This is a genomic window from Bacillus luti, assembly GCF_001884105.1.
Classification (GTDB): domain Bacteria; phylum Bacillota; class Bacilli; order Bacillales; family Bacillaceae_G; genus Bacillus_A; species Bacillus_A luti.
The window spans coordinates 118,167-139,683 of record NZ_MACI01000011.1 but is presented as its reverse complement, the minus strand read 5'-3'; the positions used below and the strand labels follow the sequence as shown (position 1 = coordinate 139,683).

At 36.7% G+C, this 21,517-nt stretch carries 24 protein-coding genes and 2 other annotated features; of the genes, 15 read left to right on the top strand and 9 right to left on the bottom strand.

The annotated features are described in order from the left end of the window. Positions 1-38 precede the first annotated feature (38 nt). Together BAQ48_RS03285 and BAQ48_RS03280 are read left to right on the top strand one after the other, a co-directional pair. Positions 39-398, top strand: coding sequence for a DUF1360 domain-containing protein (locus tag BAQ48_RS03285; RefSeq protein ID WP_071709960.1), 360 nt, complete (start codon positions 39-41; stop codon positions 396-398). Between the two features lie 98 nt (positions 399-496). Then, the gene (locus BAQ48_RS03280) at positions 497-670 is read left to right on the top strand and encodes a cytochrome C oxidase subunit III (protein ID WP_071709968.1); all 174 of its coding nucleotides are present in this window, start codon (positions 497-499) and stop codon (positions 668-670) included. 75 nt (positions 671-745) lie between these two features. On the opposite strand, the gene exsF is transcribed toward BAQ48_RS03280, so the two are convergent. The 6 genes from exsF to BAQ48_RS03250 form a co-directional block, all read right to left on the bottom strand. Next, a complete protein-coding gene (exsF, locus tag BAQ48_RS03275; RefSeq protein ID WP_071709959.1) occupies positions 746-1,252 on the bottom strand; it encodes an exosporium protein ExsF in 507 nt (168 codons plus the stop codon). A gap of 153 nt (positions 1,253-1,405) precedes the next feature. Further along, positions 1,406-1,873 carry a CotY/CotZ family spore coat protein gene (locus tag BAQ48_RS03270; protein WP_071709958.1) on the bottom strand — a complete coding sequence of 156 codons (468 nt, stop codon included), beginning with the start codon at positions 1,871-1,873 and terminating at the stop codon, positions 1,406-1,408. Positions 1,874-2,016: 143 nt separating this feature from the next. Continuing rightward, positions 2,017-4,083, bottom strand: a complete 2,067-nt coding sequence (locus tag BAQ48_RS03265; RefSeq protein WP_071709957.1) for an ATP-dependent helicase — start codon at positions 4,081-4,083, stop codon at positions 2,017-2,019. Positions 4,084-4,183: 100 nt separating this feature from the next. After that, positions 4,184-4,606 (bottom strand): GNAT family N-acetyltransferase, encoded by a 423-nt coding sequence (locus BAQ48_RS03260; protein WP_000543299.1) that lies wholly within the window; start codon positions 4,604-4,606, stop codon positions 4,184-4,186. Position 4,607: 1 nt separating this feature from the next. Beyond that, positions 4,608-5,126 (bottom strand): YjcG family protein, encoded by a 519-nt coding sequence (locus BAQ48_RS03255; RefSeq protein WP_071709956.1) that lies wholly within the window; start codon positions 5,124-5,126, stop codon positions 4,608-4,610. Positions 5,127-5,220: 94 nt separating this feature from the next. Further along, positions 5,221-5,952, bottom strand: coding sequence for an alpha/beta hydrolase (locus BAQ48_RS03250; RefSeq protein ID WP_071709955.1), 732 nt, complete (start codon positions 5,950-5,952; stop codon positions 5,221-5,223). A gap of 202 nt (positions 5,953-6,154) precedes the next feature. Between BAQ48_RS03250 and BAQ48_RS03245 the strand changes: the two genes are divergently transcribed. Both BAQ48_RS03245 and BAQ48_RS03240 read left to right on the top strand, forming a co-directional pair. Next, positions 6,155-7,066, top strand: coding sequence for a DMT family transporter (locus BAQ48_RS03245; RefSeq protein WP_000808236.1), 912 nt, complete (start codon positions 6,155-6,157; stop codon positions 7,064-7,066). 76 nt (positions 7,067-7,142) lie between these two features. Further along, positions 7,143-7,538 carry a PH domain-containing protein gene (locus tag BAQ48_RS03240; RefSeq protein WP_071709954.1) on the top strand — a complete coding sequence of 132 codons (396 nt, stop codon included), beginning with the start codon at positions 7,143-7,145 and terminating at the stop codon, positions 7,536-7,538. Positions 7,539-7,562: 24 nt separating this feature from the next. Here BAQ48_RS03240 and BAQ48_RS03235 read toward each other — a convergent pair whose 3' ends face one another. Together BAQ48_RS03235 and putP are read right to left on the bottom strand one after the other, a co-directional pair. Then, positions 7,563-7,958 carry an Ig-like domain-containing protein gene (locus BAQ48_RS03235; RefSeq protein ID WP_071709953.1) on the bottom strand — a complete coding sequence of 132 codons (396 nt, stop codon included), beginning with the start codon at positions 7,956-7,958 and terminating at the stop codon, positions 7,563-7,565. 163 nt (positions 7,959-8,121) lie between these two features. Then, positions 8,122-9,594 carry a sodium/proline symporter PutP gene (gene putP, locus BAQ48_RS03230; RefSeq protein ID WP_071709952.1) on the bottom strand — a complete coding sequence of 491 codons (1,473 nt, stop codon included), beginning with the start codon at positions 9,592-9,594 and terminating at the stop codon, positions 8,122-8,124. Positions 9,595-9,900: 306 nt separating this feature from the next. Further along, positions 9,901-10,138, top strand: a binding site (T-box leader). 42 nt (positions 10,139-10,180) lie between these two features. Beyond that, positions 10,181-10,425 (top strand) — a binding site (T-box leader). Positions 10,426-10,477: 52 nt separating this feature from the next. On the opposite strand from putP, the gene trpE reads away from it, so the two are divergent. The 10 genes from trpE (at position 10,478) to BAQ48_RS03175 (ending at position 19,669) form a co-directional block, all read left to right on the top strand. Further along, the gene (gene trpE, locus BAQ48_RS03220) at positions 10,478-11,896 is read left to right on the top strand and encodes an anthranilate synthase component I (RefSeq protein WP_071709951.1); all 1,419 of its coding nucleotides are present in this window, start codon (positions 10,478-10,480) and stop codon (positions 11,894-11,896) included. Beyond that, positions 11,893-12,480 (top strand): aminodeoxychorismate/anthranilate synthase component II, encoded by a 588-nt coding sequence (locus tag BAQ48_RS03215; RefSeq protein WP_071709950.1) that lies wholly within the window; start codon positions 11,893-11,895, stop codon positions 12,478-12,480. Before trpE ends, BAQ48_RS03215 begins: the two co-directional genes overlap by 4 nt. Beyond that, positions 12,477-13,502, top strand: a complete 1,026-nt coding sequence (gene trpD, locus BAQ48_RS03210) for an anthranilate phosphoribosyltransferase (RefSeq protein WP_071709949.1) — start codon at positions 12,477-12,479, stop codon at positions 13,500-13,502. Before BAQ48_RS03215 ends, trpD begins: the two co-directional genes overlap by 4 nt. 1 nt (position 13,503) lies before the next feature. Next, the gene (trpC, locus tag BAQ48_RS03205; protein WP_071709948.1) at positions 13,504-14,265 is read left to right on the top strand and encodes an indole-3-glycerol phosphate synthase TrpC; all 762 of its coding nucleotides are present in this window, start codon (positions 13,504-13,506) and stop codon (positions 14,263-14,265) included. Beyond that, entirely contained in the window at positions 14,262-14,876 is a 615-nt protein-coding gene (locus tag BAQ48_RS03200) for a phosphoribosylanthranilate isomerase (protein WP_071709947.1), read from the top strand. Before trpC ends, BAQ48_RS03200 begins: the two co-directional genes overlap by 4 nt. Next, entirely contained in the window at positions 14,873-16,066 is a 1,194-nt protein-coding gene (trpB, locus tag BAQ48_RS03195; protein ID WP_071709946.1) for a tryptophan synthase subunit beta, read from the top strand. Before BAQ48_RS03200 ends, trpB begins: the two co-directional genes overlap by 4 nt. Positions 16,067-16,069: 3 nt before the next feature. After that, positions 16,070-16,846: a tryptophan synthase subunit alpha gene (gene trpA, locus BAQ48_RS03190; protein WP_071709945.1), complete on the top strand. Its 777-nt coding sequence runs from the start codon at positions 16,070-16,072 to the stop codon at positions 16,844-16,846. 73 nt (positions 16,847-16,919) lie between these two features. Next, on the top strand, positions 16,920-17,279 hold the full coding sequence (locus BAQ48_RS03185; RefSeq protein WP_071709944.1) for a DUF4029 domain-containing protein: 360 nt from the start codon (positions 16,920-16,922) through the stop codon (positions 17,277-17,279). 115 nt (positions 17,280-17,394) lie between these two features. After that, positions 17,395-18,894, top strand: a complete 1,500-nt coding sequence (locus BAQ48_RS03180; RefSeq protein ID WP_071709943.1) for an L-lactate permease — start codon at positions 17,395-17,397, stop codon at positions 18,892-18,894. A 91-nt stretch (positions 18,895-18,985) separates the two neighbouring features. Next, positions 18,986-19,669, top strand: a complete 684-nt coding sequence (locus BAQ48_RS03175) for a DUF2278 family protein (RefSeq protein ID WP_071709942.1) — start codon at positions 18,986-18,988, stop codon at positions 19,667-19,669. A gap of 14 nt (positions 19,670-19,683) precedes the next feature. Here BAQ48_RS03175 and BAQ48_RS03170 read toward each other — a convergent pair whose 3' ends face one another. Continuing rightward, the gene (locus BAQ48_RS03170; RefSeq protein ID WP_071709941.1) at positions 19,684-20,517 is read right to left on the bottom strand and encodes a hypothetical protein; all 834 of its coding nucleotides are present in this window, start codon (positions 20,515-20,517) and stop codon (positions 19,684-19,686) included. A gap of 201 nt (positions 20,518-20,718) precedes the next feature. Here BAQ48_RS03170 and BAQ48_RS03165 point away from each other — a divergent pair, with 201 nt between their 5' ends. Then, positions 20,719-21,501 carry a zinc ribbon domain-containing protein gene (locus tag BAQ48_RS03165; RefSeq protein WP_071709940.1) on the top strand — a complete coding sequence of 261 codons (783 nt, stop codon included), beginning with the start codon at positions 20,719-20,721 and terminating at the stop codon, positions 21,499-21,501. Positions 21,502-21,517: the final 16 nt, after the last annotated feature.

Here is a 21,517-nt window from a genome sequence, read left to right as displayed (position 1 = left end):
GACCTTTTTTTTTAAATAGGCTAGAGGAAGGTGGAATTATGTTATTTACGAGCTGGCTTTTATTTTTTATTTTTGCGCTAGCTGCTTTTCGATTAACACGCCTTATCGTTTATGACAAAATTACAGGCTTTTTGCGAAGGTCGTTTATTGAAGAATTAGAAATTACGGAATCTGACGGAAGTGTATCAACTTATACGAAGGTGAAAGGAGAAGGAATCAGGAAGTGGATTGGAGAATTATTAAGTTGTTATTGGTGTACAGGTGTATGGGTTAGTGCTTTTTTATTAGTCTTATATAATTGGATACCTATCGTCGCGGAGCCGCTACTTGCATTATTAGCTATTGCAGGAGCAGCGGCGATTATTGAAACAATTACAGGACACTTTATGGAAGAATAATAAATTTTTATGTTAGAAAAAGCGGAGTTTAAAAGAATGAGGGAACGGAAATAAGGAGTTGTTCATATAGTAAATAGACAGAATTGACAGTAGAGGAGATGTTTGCTGTGAGCAATAATCCAAGGCCAAATTCATATGATCTTCAGCAGTGGTACTACCTACAGCAACAGCAACAGACACATCAAGAACAATTACAACAACAAGGCTTTATGAAGAAAAAGGGATGTAATTGCGGAAAGAAGAAAAATGTAATAAAAAACTATGAAGAATGAAACACTCACGTTACTGTGAGTGTTTTTCATTTAATAGCTAAAAGTGGTATCTTAAATAAGAAATACCACTTTTAGTTAACCAATTTGTACGACTGTTAATGCCGCAGCACGAATATCGATACTACCATGTAATTCAACGGGTACGATTTGAATGAGATTACCAGAGGTTAAGTTAATAAGAATAATCCCGCTAGAAACATCTACTTCACCAGCCCCAATAACGTTAGAGCGTACTGCTGTACCAGATCCAGGGATAATATTCTGGGGTGTATTTAATGATAAGAAGAAACGAGCCGCTTCGGGTGTAACATTAGGATCATTTAAAGATATTGATAAAGTATAGCTGATTTGATAAATGCCAGTACTATGGATTTTAATTCCATATCCGGTGCTGACTGTATCATTTATTACTGGAACAGTGAGATCTGGGTTTGGGCTTGTACTAGGTAATAGTAGTGGGGTGAATAAGGATGCGAATTGAGGGGCAGTAGCGTTGAATGCAAAGCCGAAAGCTGGTAATGTACTAGCGACTTTTGCATTGCAATCGATCTTTTTAAATTTACAATCATCAGAAGAGAACATGTTTTTCACTCCTTTATTGCTCCTACTATCAGTTAATGTAAGGGATAAGTTAAAAGTTCTTAAATTTATGAAAAAATACGTTGGTGCCTTTTAAGTATGGATTGGGTGACAGAATTTCTGCTACCCAATCCATGCTTAAATCATTATTTACTTTTAAATAGAAACATCACGTAAGCATTGAATAGCGCAGAAGCAGCTTAAATCAACAGTAAGGCAAGCCGTTGTTGTTCGTAAAGTCGCATTTGGCAAATTTAAAAACGTACAAATTGGATCGTCACCAGGTGGAACAGGATCTCCGCCGATAGTTACGGTTAGTACACGTAATACAGCACAGCCATCATCATCTATGCTTTCAACGCGGAAAATAGGAGAGGTACAATTAGTAAGGCTCCCTGAAGGCGCAAATGCTTCAAAAAGTGTTCCAGCTTTTGTGTATAAAATAAAAGGACGTGTATTCGCTACCGATGCGCTATTATGTGCTCCTAAAAATGGAACTTCGCAACCAGATCCACATGTTGTAGTTGCACATTCTTGTAATTCATGTATAAAACGAACGACATTAGATACACAGTTGAAATCACAATCATGGTGATGATGATCTTCATTACAATTGCAGCTCATTATGTTCACTCCTTATCGTGAGTTCTGACATACACTATTACAATATGAATGGGATATGATTGATATTACGTTAATTCATATGATAAAAACAGGGAATTTATGTAGTGGGGATGTACATAACGTGATATAAAAAAAGACACCACTTATGTAGTGGATGTCTTTTCAGGTAAATCTTTTCGCACTGTATATAAAAAACGAGATATATCTAATTTCTTTCCTCTGAAAAATTGCGGAGAGGAAATGTAAAGTTCTTCTTTTGCACGCGTAATGGCAACATAAAGTAGTCGGCGTTCTTCTTCTAAAGCTTCAGAAGTATCCGTAACGCGATCATTTGCATCTTTTAAAGAAGAAGTATGGGGGAGAATCCCATCGCTCGCTCCAAGTAAAAAGACGCATGGGAATTCAAGACCTTTTGCGTTATGAATTGACATAAGCGAAACTGCATCTTTTTGTGGCATTGTTTTTAATGCTTCCATTTCTTTTTGACCTTGAATCGCCTCATCAATAAATTGTAAGTAAGATGTAATATCGGTGAAACGAGTGGCAGACTCCATTAATTCTTCTAACATTTCTTCTTGTATATCTTTATGCATCGTAAAGGAAGAACGATCATTGCTTTGTAAGTACTCTAAATATTTTCCTTTACCATGAATAATTTCTTTTAATGCTTTTTTTGGTTCTAATTCTTTTATAAATTTAATAAAATCGATGCGCTCATTTACCTTTTTCACTTGAAAAGGTTTCAAATTCGGGTTTAATAGTAAGAAATGAAGAAGAGAAGGGAAACGACCCTCACCATATTTCCATTGTTCACGTTCAATAAATGAAATGCAATCATCACGTCCGATATACATCGTTGGTAATATATTTGAAAGTGATTCTAGTCGAAACGGTTCAATCACCAGCCTTAAATGATCTAATACTGGCTTAATTAAAGAATGCTCATAAAATGACTGACTCGCACCGTGCTTAATGAACGGGATTTTGTGAATTGTAAGCTGATCAAGTAATGAGCGGCTTACAGAGTGTGTGCGATATAGTAAACAAAAATCTTTGAAGTTACGTTCGCCGCTATCCACTTTTTCTTGAATGAGCTGCAAAATTTGATTTGCTTCATCAAGAGTCGTAGCTGGTCGTGCGTAAAATGGTTGTACACCTTCTTCACGAACAGAATATAGCTCTTTATCAAAACGTTCTTGATTTAGTTTGATAACCTCATTTCCAAGTCCGACGATAAATGGATTGGATCGATAATTCGTATTAAGTGCGATGATTGTTGTATTATCGAATTCTTTAGGAAAAGATAAAATGATTTGGTGGCTTGCTCCTCGCCAGCCATATATAGCTTGATCATCATCACCAGCGATAAATAAATTATTTCTTGGTGTGGCTAACAATTTTACAATTTCATATTGTGCATACGATGTATCTTGGAACTCATCTACTTCAATATAGTGGAACCGTTGTTGTAATTGAGTAAGCAAAGGAGCGTTATTTTCTAGCATATAATACGTTTCTAATAAGATATCATCGAAATCGATATAATTGTATTGCTGTTTTACCTCTTCAAAACGTTCATATACTTCTTTAAATTCTTGCTCGACTGGTGTCTTCGCTTTTACATCTTTCGGACGATTCAATTTGTTTTTCTCAAGTGAAATCATAGCGAGCATCGTTTCCGCATCATAATCGTCTTTCAAGCGTAGTTCTTTTAAAATTTTCTTTATCATAATTTGTTTATGTTTTTCATTTGCTAAAATTTGCTGATTATATCCTTGGCTACGAAGCAATTTTAAAAAGACAGAGTGGAACGTACCAGCGACAACATAGCTACTTGCAGCATGGTTCATGCCAGGTAAGTTCGCTACGCGAGTTCGAATTTCTTCAGCTGCTTTTTGTGTAAACGTTAGTAGTAAAATATTTCGCGGATGAACTTGTTTTACATTTACTAAATAACCTACGCGAGTTGTTAAAACGGATGTTTTCCCGCTTCCGGCACCAGCTAATGTAAGGACAGGACCTTCTGTTGTTCGTACTGCTTCTAATTGTTTTTCGTTTAAATAAACGTTCTGCTGTTCGAGAGCACGGAAATACGCCGCATCTGCATCTTCTTCCATAATTAAATGAGTAGATGTTTTCGGAATATGATACGTTGCTCGTGGAATGTCAGCGTGTGTAAACGATTTTTGTGAAAATTTTTCTTGTGTCATATATTCACCTTCAAAACTATAGCATCAACATTTAACTTTAGCGGAAGAAAAAGAAAATAGCAATGTAAAAAAACAGGAGGGGTTACCTCCTGTTTTCAAATTACAATTCTTTTATCATTACGACGTGCGGGATATTCGCTTCCATAAATACATCAGAAGTCGTTACGTATCCAAGTTTTGTATAGAAATCTTCAGCATGTGTTTGGGCATGAAGTTTCAATTTTGGTAGCGAGTTTTCCTTCGCATGTATTTCAAGAGCATCCATAACAATTTTTCCGATGCCTTTTTTGCGATGGGAACTTAGTACGCAAATGCGTTCCATCTTTCCTATCCCATCAACGATGCGAAAGCGGCCAGCGCCAACTGGAACATCATTATCATATATAACAACGTGTGTGGAAGTTTCTTCAAACTCATCATACTCTTCTTCAGCAGAAACACGTTGTTCGTTCACAAATACTTGCTTACGTACAGAGAATGCATCTCTTAGTTGTTCATCTGTTTGTACGATTTGTGCATGCAAATTAGTTGTTCCCCTTTCCAAGGTGGAATGTTTCATGTACAGTCCACGTTCCATTTTCTAATTGATATAGAAGATGGAAACGATCGATAGGTTGCTCATAATAGAAATCTTTCATACGTAATCGACCTAATACATCAGCATGTTCTGCATCTGATAAGCCTTGTCCAATTGTTAAATGTGGTACGAAAGCGTATTCGCGTTCTTGTGTAAAGAAACCATTATGCATTTCTTCATTTAAGAAAGTAAGTTCAGGTGTTTTTTCTACTTTAAAATAAAGAACATTATTAACAGGTGCGAATGAACCCACTTTTCCAACATGAAGGGTGAAAGGGTTCGTTTTACCTGCGATTGTATGTAACTCGTTTACAATCGATTCTAGTTGATCATCTTGCGTTTCAAAGGGTGTTTTCAATGTAATATGTGGCGGAACTAATGCGTAGTGCGGATCATAACGCTTACGCAATCCGTTCGCTTTATCTTGAATCATTTTAGATGGAAAAATTACAATGCCTAATTTCATGTTCCAATTCCTCCCTTTGTAAGTCTAGTTAGATTTTGAGAAAAAATAAATCTCTCTATCTATTATATCAAATTATTCTGAATACTGCTCTCTATTATTTCATTGATAGAATATGAGAGAAAGCTTTCGGTAAATCAGCTTGCCAATACTTCCAAGTGTGATTTCCTTCAAATTCTTCGTAATGCGTGATGAAGTTTCTATCTGTAAGAAGCGTATTAAGCTCACGGTTCGGCTCTACGAAATCAGATACTTGTCCATCAGTGCGCTTTACAGCTGTTTCTTCTGTTCCAATAACGTGATAAAGTTCTAACGCCTGTGGATCTTTGAAGTCTTTTGCTAATTTCATCACTGTTTCATCAACAAACGGTGATTGCATAACGACTTTACCGAATGTATGCGGATACATAAGTGCAGTCATAAAGGAAACGGTTCCGCCAAGAGAATCTCCGATTAAAACACGTCCTTTTCCCATTTGATATGTTGGATAATTTTCATCAATATATGGTGCAAGTTCATGAGCAAGGAAGCGAATATACGCAGCATTTTTCACTTCATTTGGGAAATATTTTTCTTTACGATCGTGTACATTTTTATATGGAATACCGACAATAATTGTACGGTCAATGTCTTCAGTTTCACGAAGACTTTCAATCACACGGTGTGCTTTACCAAGCTGAAAATAATCTCTGCCATCTTGTGCGATTACAACTGTATGTTTGTGCAGTGGTGTGTAATTTACTGGCAAGTAAACGAGAAGCGTCACATCTTCTTGAAGTGATGTGCTATAAAATGAAATTTCTTCAATTCTCCCTATTGTTTGATTCATGTAGATCCCCCTAAATAAAAATTTACTGTAACGATTGTAAGAGCGACGCTTGTAGTGAAAAAGAAAGATAAATTCACTAATAGGTGCTTTCGTTTCTATTTTACCATAATGGTACGAAGAATCTAAAAAATTAGTATTTAAGTTAGGAAAGAAAACGGATATAATGAAGTGGGATTTTTACAGGTGAGAGGGGAGACAGGATTTGAAACAAGAAAGATCAATCGCACTACCATTAGCAATTTCTATTATAGCCATTTCATTCGCAGCAGTTTTTGTAAAGATGTCCTCAGCACCATCTTCTATTTTAAGTATGTATCGATTATGGATTATCGTGCTTATTATGCTGCCAATCGTTTGGAAAAAACGGGAAGAGTTTCATAAGATTCAAATAAAAGATTGGGGATTTTTAATTGGGTCTGGATTCTTTTTAGCGCTTCATTTTCTTTTATGGTTTGAATCTTTAAAGCATACAACAGTTGCTAGTTCGACGATTATATTAGCACTTCAACCGATCGTATCTTTAGTTGGAGGTTTTTTCTTATTTAAAGAAAGAACGACATACTCAGCCATTGCGACAATGGGAATTGCGATACTAGGCGTAATGTGTATTGGATGGGGAGATTTAGGGTTAAGTGAACAAGCGATTTATGGGGATATATTATCCTTTTTAAGTGTAATAGCGGTGGTTGGTTATTTATTTATTGGTCAAACGACAGTAAAAAAAGTATCACATTGGATTTATAGCTTTACGGTCTTTGCATTCGCAGGTATTTTCATGGGAATTTATAATATAGTGTTACAAGTGCCTTTTACAGGTTATACGAAGTGGGACTGGACTGTTTTTCTTTTACTTGCGGTCGTACCGACAGTTTCACATGTAATTAATAACTGGCTGTTGAATTATGTGAATGCAACAACGATTTCAATGAGTATTTTAGGAGAACCAGTTGGGGCATCTATATTAGCGTTCTTCTTGCTTGGAGAGAAATTAAATGCAATGCAAATTATCGGTAGCATGCTCGTATTGTTTGGTGTATCTGTTTTCTTACTACAGCAACAAAAACGAACAGCAAAAAATGTGGTGAACGAGCCGGTGTATACACAGGAATTATAATGTTAGGGGAGAAAAGAGAAGTTGTGATACTTCTCTTTTTGTTTTGTAGAAATGTAGGTGAAGAAGGGGGAGAAGAATGGAATTTCCATCCAAAAAAGATGTATGGCTATATCCAATTTTTTTCGTTGTCATTGGTGCTTGTTTTGTTCCTATATTTGCAGGTAGAGAATATTTTCTTTTATTTTTTACAATTCCATTAGCTATCCTGTTTAGTTGGAGTTGGTTTTCGACAAAATATATTGTCAGGGAAGAAACAATTACTATTAGATCAGGTTTCATTAAAAAGCGCATATTTATACAAGATATAAAGCAAATTTCAAATACGAAAAATCCAATAGCAGCTCATGCTCTATCATTCGACCGAATTGAAATTGTTTACGGCGCACATAAAACAGAGATTATTTCTCCTAAAGGTAAAGAGCAATTCATCAATCTCGTTAAAAGTAAAAATCCACACATTGAAATCAAGTAAAAGAGTGGCTACGAAGCCACTCTTTTATTTTGGATTTGTCATATAAGGTTGTACATGAATGACGCATAGGTCACGGAACTTTCCTTCAGCAGTTGTAACAATTACGACTGCTCTTCCTGCACTTTTTCCAGTAATCGTTACCTTATCACCTTTTGTATATATTGTGATGACATCAGAGTGCATATTTGTCCAACTAAGCTCTTGATTTGTCGCTCGCATGGGCAAAATGGAAGCTGATAATTCAGTGCTTTGCCCAGTTTTTATTTTTAACTTATTTTTTTGCATATGAACACCAATAACTGGAATAACAGAAGGAGCAATGGAAATTGTAGGTTTAGGTTGTATGTTTAAACAAGAAGTAGAAGCGTTTGTAATAGGTGAAAATTTTCGTATTTGTTGTTGCTGGAAAGCTGCTAACATATTGGAGTCCCCTTTCTGTATAAGTGCTGATAGTACTACTATAAAGGAGTAGTGTTACGCCAAATTTAACGAAACATAAAGAAATTGTTAAATTCGAGCAGAAGATTGTCGAACTTTGATAAAAAGAAAGCTCTGCTGATACGATAACAGCAGAGCTTTTCCTTTATAGCTTATGTTGTTTTTCAAAATCCTCAAATTGTTCTTCAACTTCTTTTGAAGGTTGCGTTAGTAAACTAACAATTATGATCACTAGTAAACTAATAGCGAAACCAGGAATCATTTCGTATAAGAAGTCTTTTAAGAATTTAAATTGTGTCCATATAATAACAGTCGCAGCACCAGAAATCATACCGGCAAGCGCGCCCCATTTCGTCATACGTTTCCAATATAAGCTTAATAAAATTGCAGGCCCGAATGAAGAACCAAATCCAGCCCAAGCATATCCAACAAGAGCTAAAATCGTATCATTTTGTTTAAATGCTAATGCGCACCCAACTAATGCAATAACAAGTACAGCCATACGACCGACAAATACAAGTTCTTTATCAGAAGCAGAACGTTTAAAGAATGTACGATATAAATCTTCTGTTATAGCACTAGAAGTAACGAGTAATTGAGATGAGATTGTACTCATAATTGCTGCTAAAATAGCGGCTAATAAAAATCCAGTAATAAGTGGATGGAATAATATTTTTCCAAGTTCAAGGAAAATTGTCTCTGGATTAGATAATGTTAACTCTTGTTGTGAATAGTAAGCAATACCGATAAGACCAGTAAACATAGCTCCGACAACAGAGAAAATCATCCAGCTCATACCAATTCTTCGTGCGCTTTTAATTTCTTTTACAGACGAAATCGCCATAAAGCGTACGATAATATGAGGTTGTCCAACATAACCGAGGCCCCATGCAAATAAAGAAATCATTCCTAAAGTAGAGGCACCTTTAAAAATATCTAAACGTGTTGGATCTACAGAACGAATTGTATCAAATGCAGGTCCAAGTCCGTGCGAATTCATAATTGTTACGATAGGAACAAGAATAAGAGCAACTACCATAATGATCCCTTGCACGAAGTCTGTCCAACTTACTGCTAAGAAACCACCAAATAATGTGTAAGCGACAACGACGCCTGCAACAATGAATAATCCAACATGATAGTTCATGCCAAATGAATTTTCAAATAATACAGCGCCTGAAACTAATCCTGAAGCTACATAGAAAGTAAAGAAAATCATAATAACAAGTCCAGATACTAAGCGTAGCATGTGAGATTTGTCGTGGAAACGGTGTTCCAAAAATTCTGGGATAGTAATAGAGTTATTAGCCATTTCAGAGTAGGTACGTAAGCGAGGAGCGACATATAGCCAGTTTGCGTATGCGCCTAGTGTCAGGCCGATCGCAATCCAACTACTACTTAATCCAACGCTAAACATTGCACCGGGTAATCCCATTAAAAGCCAGCCACTCATATCTGATGCTCCAGCACTTAATGCTGTTACTGCGGGGCCTAGTGTACGCCCGCCAAGCATATAATCTGTTAAGTTGGATGTTCGTTTGTAGGCGAAATAGCCGATTACTAACATCCCGAGCATGTAAATAGAGATAGAAGTTAAAGTTAACATCTGCGTACTCATGTAGTTCCCCTTCCTTTTGTCATGTCTTTTGATGCTTTATGCATATTTATAATCTATCATGATTATTCTGAAAAATCCATACAGAAATATGAATTTTCAGAAATGTAAGCGTTTTTTGAAGTCATTTTACTTTTTTAATATATAATATTCATACAAAAAACCTTATTTTTAATAGAGTATTTATTATATTTACATAAAAAGAGGTTGTTTTGTCAATATAATATTGAAAGGAAAGAAAAATAAAATTTCAAAAAAAGTATTGACTTGTGAAAAAAGTTAGGTCTATAATGAGTGCAACTTAAAAAAATGCAAGCGTTGATGAAGAAGAGTACACATGATGAACATGTCAGAGAGCTGATGGTTGGTGCGAATCAGTATGGGATTGATGTGGAATGGGCTTCGGAGCTTCCAAACCGAAACGAAAGAAGTAGGCTTTGGCGACATGATCTCATCGATACAAGAGACACGTATTGTTTTTGATACGGTAAAGTGCGTTACAGTCGTAACGAATTAAGGTGGCACCACGGGAGTACCCGTCCTTTTTATAGGATGAGTACTCCCTTTTTGTATACAAAAAATTAAATAAATGAAATCGTTTAAGTAAGAAGAGTACGTATATTGGAGACGTTTCAGAGAGCTGGGGATAGGTGGGAGCCCGGTGCGGTGCCATATACGGAATGGGCTTACGAGAGGTATGCTGAACAATTATTTTCAGTAGGCAACCCGGGTTCCGCCGTTACAAGGATAAGGTATAAATTTTGTACCTGAATAAAGCGGGATGCTTTTGCATCCAACATGAGGTGGTACCGCGGTATATTTATCGTCCTCTACATATTTTCGATATGTAGAGGACTTTTTTATTTTTCGGGGCGAGGTGAAGGACATGATGACGAAAGAAGAATTTATGAAGCAAAAAGAACAAGGAAAACCATTTTTAGTAATTGTTGAAGAAGAAGGAGATAGCATTACGCCAATTTCTTTATATAGACGTATGAAAGGTAAGAAGAAATTTTTATTAGAAAGCTCACAACTTCATCAAGATAAAGGACGCTATTCTTACTTAGGTTGTAATCCGTATGGTGAAGTGAAAAGCGTTGGTACAGAAGTGGAACGAACGATTTACGGCCGGGCAGAAAAGCTGGAAGGTAACGTGTTGCAAGTGTTAGAAGAAGTAATTGCACCAGCGCAAGTAGGCAGTCCATTCCCGTTTTGCGGAGGAGCAGTTGGTTATATTGGCTATGATGTTATTCGGCAATATGAAAACATTGGAGCAGATTTACACGATCCATTAAATATTCCAGAAGTCCACCTTTTACTATATCGTGAGTTTATCGTTTACGATCACTTACGCCAAAAGTTGTCGTTTGTATACGTATGCAGGGAAGATGATTCAGCAGATTATGAAGAAGTATATGAAAGATTGCAAGTATACAAAGAAGAAGTGCTTAAGGGAGAAGAAGCGGAAGGAAATGAAATACGATTAACATTATCATTCACCTCTTCTATAACGGAAAAAGAATTTTGTGAGATGGTAGAAACGGCGAAAGAACATATACGAGCCGGGGACATATTCCAAGTCGTATTATCCCAGCGTTTGCAAAGTGAATGTATTGGTGATCCATTCGCGTTATACAGGAAGCTTCGAATTGCGAACCCATCGCCATATATGTTCTATATCGATTTCCAAGAGTATGTTGTACTCGGTTCTTCACCGGAAAGTTTGCTATCAGTAAGAGACGATAAAGTGATGACGAACCCAATTGCCGGTACGAGACCGAGGGGGAAAACGAAGAAGGAAGATGAGGAAATCGAAAAAGAACTGTTAGAAAATGAGAAAGAGCGAGCAGAGCATATGATGCTCGTGGATCTTGGGCGAAATGATATTGGCAGAGTAAGTGAAATCGGCTCAGTTACAATAGATAAATATATGAAAGTAGAAAAATACTCTCATGTTATGCACATTGTATCTGAAGTTTACGGAACATTGCGAAAACGAATGAGTGGATTTGATGCATTAGCGTATTGCTTACCAGCGGGGACAGTTTCAGGCGCTCCGAAAATTAGAGCAATGGAAATTATCAATACATTAGAGCATGAAAAAAGAAATGTATATGCCGGAGCAGTTGGATATATTTCATTCTCAGGAAACCTTGATATGGCACTTGCAATTCGAACGATGGTTGTAAAAGATGAAAAAGCGTACGTTCAGGCAGGAGCAGGTATCGTTTACGATTCAGATCCAGTAGCTGAATATGAAGAAACATTAAATAAAGCGAGAGCACTTTTGGAGGTAATGAAATGATTGTACTGATTGATAATTACGATTCATTCACATACAACTTGTATCAACTGTTAGGTGAATACGAAGAAGATATTGTAGTCGTAAGAAATGATCAAATAACGATAGAACAGCTAGAAGCGATGAATCCAACAGGAATTGTACTTTCACCAGGACCTGGAAAACCAGAAGATGCTGGCATTTGTATCGAAGTCATTCGTCATTTTTATAAGAACGTTCCCATATTAGGTATTTGCCTTGGCCATCAAGCAATCATATCCGCATTTGGAGGAGACATTGTAAGAGCAGAGCGCATTAAACATGGAAAAACATCGCGTGTGAAACATAATGGAACGTCAATCTTTTCATACGTGACGCAGCCGCTTACAGCGATGCGCTATCATTCTCTCGTTGCAGCGCAAACAAGCTTGCCAGAGTGTTTTGACATACTTGCAACCGCGATGGACGACGGAGAAATAATGGCAGTTCGTCACAATTATTATCCGCTCTTCGGGTTACAGTTTCATCCAGAATCAATTGCAACAGAAGAAGGCGGAAAGTTAATACGTGCCTTTTTAGCAGAAGTGAAAGAGGAGGAAAGAGTATGAATAGCTATCTTCGCAAATTAATGGAGGGGCAACATTTAACAGAAGAGGAAATGTATAAGGCGGGACTTCTTTTATTAAGTGAAAACCTATTAGAAAGTGAAATTGCAGCTTTCCTAGTATTACTGAAAGCAAAAGGTGAAACAGCAGAAGAAATATACGGTCTCGTTCGTGCCCTTCGTGAAAAGGCATTACCGTTTTCGAATCATATACAAGGTGCGATGGACAATTGTGGCACAGGTGGTGACGGTGCCCAAACGTTCAATATAAGTACAACATCGGCATTCGTACTGGCAGGAGCTGACGTAAAGGTTGCCAAACATGGTAATCGTGCTGTTTCTAGTAAAACAGGAAGTGCAGATTTATTAGAAGAACTCGGTGTAAATATTAGTAGTACGCCAAACGAAATTGATTATTTATTAGAGCATGTCGGAATCGCATTTTTATTCGCGCCAGCGATGCACCCAGCATTAAAACGCATTATGAAAATAAGAAAAGAATTGAACGTGCCGACAATCTTTAACTTAATTGGTCCTTTAACAAATCCGGTGAATTTAGAAACACAATTTGTCGGCATTTATAAACGAGATATGTTACTACCAGTTGCACAAGTATTACAAAAGCTAGGAAGAAAACAAGCGCTTGTTGTAAATGGAAGTGGTTTTTTAGATGAAGCATCATTGCAAGGAGAAAATCATGTTGTCATTTTAAAAAATAATGAAATAGTAGAAACGAGTATTGAACCTGAGAAATACGGTTTCTCAATAGTGAAAAATGAAGAAATTAGAGGCGGGAATTCAAAAGAAAATGCAAAGATTACGCTTGGAGTATTAAGCGGAGAAAAGAGTGTTTATCGTGATACCGTTTTATTAAATGCAGGTCTTGCTCTTTTCGCAAATGGAAAAGCAGAGACGATTGAAGAAGGAATTAAACTAGCAACGCATAGCATTGACTCTGGAAAAGCTTTAGCGAAACTAAACTTATTAATTGCGGCAAGTAATGAAAAATTAGAAAGGGTGAATTAAAATGGGGACGATTTTAGACAAAATTGTACAGCAGAAGAAAATAGAAGTTGCAGCGTTATATGAAACGTATACACCAGTAAAAGAAAACAGAAAAACATACTCACTTGTAAAAGCTTTAGATCAATTTACTGTCATTGCAGAAGTAAAGCGAGCATCACCATCAAAAGGAGATATTAATTTACACGTTGATGTACGAAAGCAAGTGAAAACATATGAAGAGTGCGGCGCTGGTACTGTTTCTGTTTTAACAGATGGTCAATTTTTTAAAGGATCGTTTCACGATTTGCAAACGGCAAGAGAAGAAAGTAACATTCCGCTTTTATGTAAAGATTTCATAATCGATAAGATTCAAATTGATAGAGCGTATGAAGCTGGGGCAGATATTATTTTATTAATTGTAGCGGCGTTAACGAAAGAGAAGTTAAAAGAGCTGTATAGCTACGTACTAGAAAAAGGATTAGAAGCAATTGTTGAAGTTCATGATGAACAGGAATTAGAAATTGCGATCCAATTAAATCCGCACGTTATCGGTATTAACAACCGTAATTTAAAAACATTCGAAGTCGATTTAAGCCAAACGGAAAAGCTCGGAAAACGATTAAATGAGGAGAAATTACTTTGGATTAGCGAGAGCGGGATTCATTCAAAAGAAGATATCATCCGTGTCAAACGAGCCGGAGCAAAAGGCGTATTAGTCGGAGAAGCGCTTATGACATCATCTTCTATAAGTAGCTTTTTCGAAGATTGTAAGGTAAACATATGAAAGTGAAAATTTGCGGGATCACTGATATGGAAACAGCAAAACGTGCTTGCGAATATGGAGCAGATGCACTCGGATTTGTTTTTGCAGAAAGTAGGCGGGAAATCACTCCAGGGCTAGCGAAAGAAATCATTCAGGAGCTTCCAGCAAATGTGTTAAAGGTCGGTGTTTTCGTAAATGAATCAGTAGAAGTAATCCAGAAAATTACAGATGAATGCGGGTTAACACATGTGCAACTACATGGGGATGAAGATAATCATCAAATTAGAAGATTGAATATTCCGTCTATAAAGGCACTCGGAGTAATTTCAGAGAGTGATATGAAAAATGCTCAAGCATATGAAACGGATTATATATTGTTTGATAGCCCAAAAGAAAAGTTTCACGGAGGAAATGGAAAGAAATTTTCATGGGAACTACTCGCACATATGCCAAAAGAGTTGCTAGAGAAAACGATATTAGCTGGTGGATTAAACGCCCTTAATATAGAAGAAGCAATTCAAACTGTTCAGCCTTATATGGTTGATGTGAGCAGCGGAGTAGAGACAGAAGGAAAGAAAGATGTAGAGAAAATAAAACAATTTATTAAAAAAGCGAAGGAGTGTTCCAAATGAATTACGCATATCCAGATGAAAAAGGTCACTACGGCATATACGGAGGACGATACGTTCCAGAAACGTTAATGCAATCTGTATTAGAACTAGAAGAAGCATATAAAGAAGCAATGCAAGATGAAGCGTTTCAAAAAGAATTAAATCATTATTTAAAAACGTATGTCGGAAGAGAAACACCGCTTTATTTCGCTGAAAATATGACGAAGTATTGCGGCGGGGCAAAGATTTATTTAAAACGTGAAGATTTGAACCATACAGGAGCTCATAAAATTAACAATACGATTGGTCAGGCACTTCTTGCAGTAAGAATGGGCAAGAAAAAAGTTGTCGCTGAAACAGGAGCGGGACAACACGGTGTTGCAACAGCGACAGTATGTGCTCTTCTCGGGTTAGAATGTGTCATCTTTATGGGAGAAGAAGATGTAAGACGTCAAAAATTAAACGTGTTCCGAATGGAATTACTCGGAGCGAAAGTAGAAAGCGTAGCGGCAGGTAGCGGCACATTAAAAGATGCGGTGAATGAGGCGCTTCGCTACTGGGTTTCACATGTGCATGATACGCACTACATTATGGGATCCGTTCTTGGACCGCATCCATTCCCGCAAATTGTTCGTGATTTTCAAAGTGTAATTGGGAAAGAAACGAAAAAACAATATGAAGCGTTAGAAGGGAAGTTACCAGAAGCAGTCGTTGCTTGCATTGGCGGTGGTAGTAACGCGATGGGAATGTTTTATCCGTTCGTACACGATGAAGATGTTGCTCTTTACGGCGTAGAGGCAGCTGGAAAAGGCGTTCATACAGAGAAACATGCAGCGACATTAACGAAAGGAAGCGTCGGTGTTTTACACGGATCGATGATGTACCTTCTGCAAAATGAAGAAGGACAAATTCAAGAAGCACACTCTATTTCAGCAGGACTTGATTATCCTGGCGTTGGGCCAGAACATAGTTTACTAAAAGATATTGGCCGCGTTTCGTATCACTCAATCACAGACGATGAAGCACTAGAGGCATTTCAACTATTAACGAAAAAAGAAGGAATTATCCCGGCGCTAGAAAGTTCACATGCTGTCGCATACGCTTTAAAATTAGCACCGAAGATGAAGAAAGACGAAGGGCTTGTTATTTGTTTATCTGGCCGTGGTGATAAAGATGTAGAGAGTATAAAACGTTATATGGAAGAGGTGTAAAAAATGGGAGTAGCAAAAATTAAAGCGGCATTTGAAAATGGGAAAAAGGCATTTATTCCGTACGTAATGGGCGGAGATGGTGGTCTGGAAAAACTAAAAGAAAGAATTCGTTTTCTAGATGAAGCAGGAGCAAGTATCGTTGAAATTGGTATCCCGTTTTCAGATCCAGTCGCGGACGGCCCAACGATTCAAAAAGCGGGAAAGCGAGCGTTAGATAGTGGTGTAACATTAAAAGGCATTTTTCAAGCATTAGCAGAAGTAAGGCAAGAAGTACAAATTCCATTTGTACTCATGACATATTTAAATCCGGTACTTGCATTCGGAAAAGAAAAATTTATTGAGAACTGTATCGAAGCAGGTGTAGATGGCATCATCGTTCCAGATTTACCGTATGAAGAACAAAATATTATTGCTCCGTTACTTCGAGAGGCAAACATTGCGCTCATTCCACTCGTTACTGTAACGAGTCCTGTTGAAAGAATTAAAAAAATTACGAGTGAATCAGAAGGATTCGTTTACGCAGTTACAGTAGCAGGCGTAACAGGAGTACGTCAAAACTTTAAAGGCGAGATTCATAGTTACTTAGAAAAAGTAAAATCACACACGCATTTACCGGTAGTGGCAGGGTTCGGTATTTCAACAAAGGAACATGTAGAAGAAATGATTACAATATGTGACGGAGTTGTCGTTGGAAGTAAAGTTATTGAGCTGTTAGAAAATGAAAAACGAGAAGAAATATGTGAATTAATACAGGCAACAAAACAAAAAGAAGAGGCGTAAGTCTCTTCTTTTTGTTTTGCGTAATAAATGTTAAAATATACAGAAAATACATATAATTTAGAGGTGAGGAAGCATGCTAAGACGGAAACTACTATATCTTCTTTTAACTGTACCACTATACGCTTGGCTCATTAGCATGACGAAAATAGAGGTGATGGCTCTATTTTTAGGATATGTATTCATCTTTTCCAACTTAAATCGCATTCAAGAGCAATCTATTTTAGAAGTATGTATATTTTCGATTAGCATAGAACTATTTAGTATCGTTTCGATTGTATTATTAAATGAATTATTCCAATGGATCCATTCATTTGAATTAATAAAACTTGGGAATATTGTATTGCAAGTAATATGTGCTTATATTGTGTTTGTTATGTTAGACAAAATAATCAGGCAGCAGACGGTTTTTCAAGATAAAAGAAAATGGGATTGAATCAAAACGGAGCTGCTTCGGTTCTTTTTTGATTCTGTTACAAAAACAATTGAAAATCGTTCTATCTGTTATATAATAGTTAAAAATTGTATTTTTAACGAAATGAGATGATAACATGTCCATATTGTTGGCACTCATCCCAATTATGATGATTTTCATTTGTTTATTTTTGTTTAAACAAACGTCATTAAGATCCTCATTAATTTCTTATGCCGTTTCTGTTGGAATTGTTTTACTCTCGCCAACATTTCGGTTAGGGATAAGTGAAACTGTACACGCAACGATTAAAGGTTCGTTAATTTGTTTTATTGTCGGGTACGTTTTATTTTTCGGTATTTTTTTATTTCACCTCATGAACAAAATGGGATACATCGATCAAGTAGCACGTTTTCTAGAAGAAGTTACTCACGATCGCTTATTACAAATGCTGCTTATGTGTTTTGGCATTTGCCCGCTTATTGAATCAGTAAGTGGATTCGGTATTGGTTTTATGGTTGCAGCGCCGATTTTTCTTTCGTTAGGCTATAAACCATTTCAAGCTGTATTGCTCTCGTTTATCGGTTTGCTTGCTAGTTCATGGGGCGCGATGGCAACAGGTACGATTATCGGTTCGCAACTTATTAATATGCCGCTGACGACACTTGGCACAAATACAGCGCTATTAAGCATTCCGATGTTTGCTTACTTCGTCATTCTTTCTTTACACGTTGTTGGTGGTTGGCAGGCCGTAATTGAAAAGTGGAAGGAAGGAGTAGGATTCTTTCTATTATTTTCTCTTGGAATCTATCTTTCTAATGCGTACGTAAGTGTTGAGCTAGCAGGGATACTAAGTTCTATCGTTACGATTACGTTTGGTTTTCTTATCATTAAACTAAAAGGAAAAAGTGAGCAAAACCTTATGACGGAACATGCTGCGGCAACGGAGAGAGAAATATCCATTATAAAAATTATTAGCCCTTATATATTCTTAACAGTTTGTATTTTACTTTCTCGCCTCGTTCCAGCATTACACGATTTGCTTCGTTCATATGCAGTTCTTGATTTAAAGTCATATTCTTATAGATTAGAAATGCTGTATTCACCAGGATTTTGGCTCGGTATGACTTGTTTATTTACGATTATCTTCTTCCGTATTCCATCAAAAATTATTAAACAATCACTCTCGCAAACGATAAAACAATGGATTCCTTTCGCTATTACAACGACAATGTTTATCGCTATTTCAGAACTAATGGGCGCATCTGGCATGCATTCATTACTCGCAAAAACAGCTGGTGAAACATTTGGTACGTTTTTTGTTTTCGTTGCTCCGTTCATCGGCGGAATCGGTGGCTTTTTAACAGGTAGTAACGCAGGATCAAATGCGATGTTTATAAAACTACAAATGCAAACAGCACAAAACGTGGCACTCCCGTGGCAATACGTCACAACGCTTCAAAACACCGCATCATCAGTAGCGACAATCGCTTGCCCATCACGTATTACACTCGGTGCTTATTTATGTAATATACCTCATCGTGAAAATGAACTATTAAAGAAAACGACATTAATGATCTTTGGTGCGGTGTTGCTTGTAGTGGTGGAAGTTATTATTTGGTATGTGTTGATAAAGTGAAAAATCCTCCTAACATAGGAGGATTTTTTTTATGATTGGATAATGTTTTAAATATGAAAAGCTTCTACTAAATGAATAGGAGATGAAAGGTATGCCCTTAAAAAATTATGGTGTGTTAAAAGGTACCGTTATACAATCTAAGATTGGAAAAGGGAGGACACCTCATTATCAAGTTCATTTACAAGGCGAAGCAGAAGTAAATTATCGCATTGCAATTAACGTAAAGTCGCAAAGTTATCCGTCAGAAGTTTTATATTTTGCGAGTGACGATATTCGGTCAGAGGCGATTCATATTTTACCGACATTACCATTCGGTTTTACAGAAATAAAAAACAATGAACCGAAAGTCGCTTTAGATTATGTAAGAGGTAATTTATTTGATTCGAAACAAATGATTCCTTTACCTGCTGAAAAAGCAGGTGTTGATAATGATTTAAATGAAAAAATAGAACGTTATATAAAACGAGCGATAGAAGAAAAAGCAATTATTTACGCGTTTGGCGAAAGATGGGGACCAGAAGAAAATACACCCGATTCTTACTTTCATTTCGAACCAGGAAACGGGATACACGATATTCATATGAACCAAGGGAATGTAGAGAAATGGAAAGGTGATAATGGTATATGGCAAGACGGAGGAATACTCATTCACTTTGAGAAGAAAGAAGAATGGATTGGTATCTTCCTTGCATTCCAGTCACAGTCATGGTGTACCGATGAAGAGGGGCATGCTCGTGTTCCGGTTGAGCAGTGTGATTATAAGAGAAGTAATTAATAAGAAGAGGGCGTTCAAAACGAACGCCCTCCTCTTATTTTATAAAACACAAAACTAACAAGTGTAGAAATACAAGAGAACAGCAGTGCCACACTAGAAAATGCAATGAGATACATATTATATTTCATAACCTGTCCAATTAGCAGATTACTGTCGTATTGGAAAAGACCTGCTATGATGTTGAATAAAAATAACACGGTAAACATGACGATAACACCGTCTATCGATCCTTTAATGTCTGGTTTACTTAAAGCGATATGAGCAGAAATACAAATGGCGATAAATAAAAATAACCAAAAGGAAGGATTCAATAAATTGCTTATTGTAAATAAGCTTTTTAATAACACAAACGTCGACAAGAACATATTCTGAACCATTTCTAAATTAATAGAAGTAGAGGAAACGGTTGTTTCGAGAGTTGTATTAAATAAAGAATAAGATTCGGGTACGAAATAGCGCATTAAAAGGATTAATGCAGTAATACCTGAAATAATAGGCCCGATGCCGATAAAGAAATTCCCAATTCGTTGATATACACTTTTTTGATTGTATTGATGTTGTACGTAACCTAAAGCTCCTTGACTTGTATCTGTTGGGAAGAACTGCGTTGCTACAATTTTATGACGGAATAGTACGCACATAATGGCATGTCCAAGTTCGTGAATAGGAACACCAATCCACGCAGTCAAAAGGAATCCTTTTCTTCCGAAAGCTCTCGCCCAATACATTCTTGTTAGTGATTCTAAATAACCTAATAGAAATCCGATTACAATGATGACTCCAATTAAAGAAAATAGTTGGATTATACTTGTAAGGAGTATTTGAAAAATAGAGTTTACAAATTCCATTGTCTTTCATCCAATCTGTTTAAAGGTTCACTTTATTTGCTCTGTTTCATAATAGCATTATTTTTCTAGATTGCTAGTCTATATATTTTTCTTCAAAAGGAGGAGTTCATAATCTTCTTCTTGTAGTCATGTTTTATGTCCAAAGTCATATATTGAATTTGTAACACCCTATCAGGTATATGCATAAGGAGGGATGAGAGCATGAAATGTTCAGCGTGTCATACAGAGAATGCAGCAGAGGCAAAGTTTTGCGGGAATTGTGGACATTCGTTAATAGAAGAAGTAGTAGTGAGTGGTGGCCCAGAAGGGGGACATCAACCATCGGCAGCACAAGTGAAGGAAACACGTTCAAATGAAACGGTAGAGCAAGCGAAGCGATTTGCAAGTGGCTATTTTCAGTTTTTTAAACATGCTTTAAAAGCACCGACAGCAATTATGAAAAGTGGCAATATTGAAGTGCGAAATGGAATTACAAGCCTTTTACTTATTTGTTTTTTAGGAGCATGTATTTTTTATAGAATAATGAGCGCTGGGGCAGCACTTACGAGAACATTAGCGCCGGATTTATCTACGCCTTCTTTCTTTGGAGAGTCTATAAAGGTCTTTTTATTTTTACTAATTTTAACTTTATTTGTCGGATTTATTATTTTTGTAAGTGGTAAGATGATGAAATCTTCTTTTTCGTTTCTTGAAGTATTCGGTATATGGGGAACGATAGCGACTCCAGCTATTGCTATATTAGTACTTTCTTTTCTGTTTAGTTTCTTATTAATCCTTTTTTTACCGTTATTATTAGGGCTGGCTACAACGTATATGGGAATTAGTATAGTTGTAGCTATAGCAAAATTAGATAACGGTGGACTAGACCTTGTTTACACTCTTCTTATCGCAAATGTTTTAAACGGCATCGCAGTATGGATTGTATTTTGGTCTTACTTTAACATGATAATTCAAACATTTACTGGAGGATTAACTGGCTTCTAAAGAAAAGGTGGGTGAA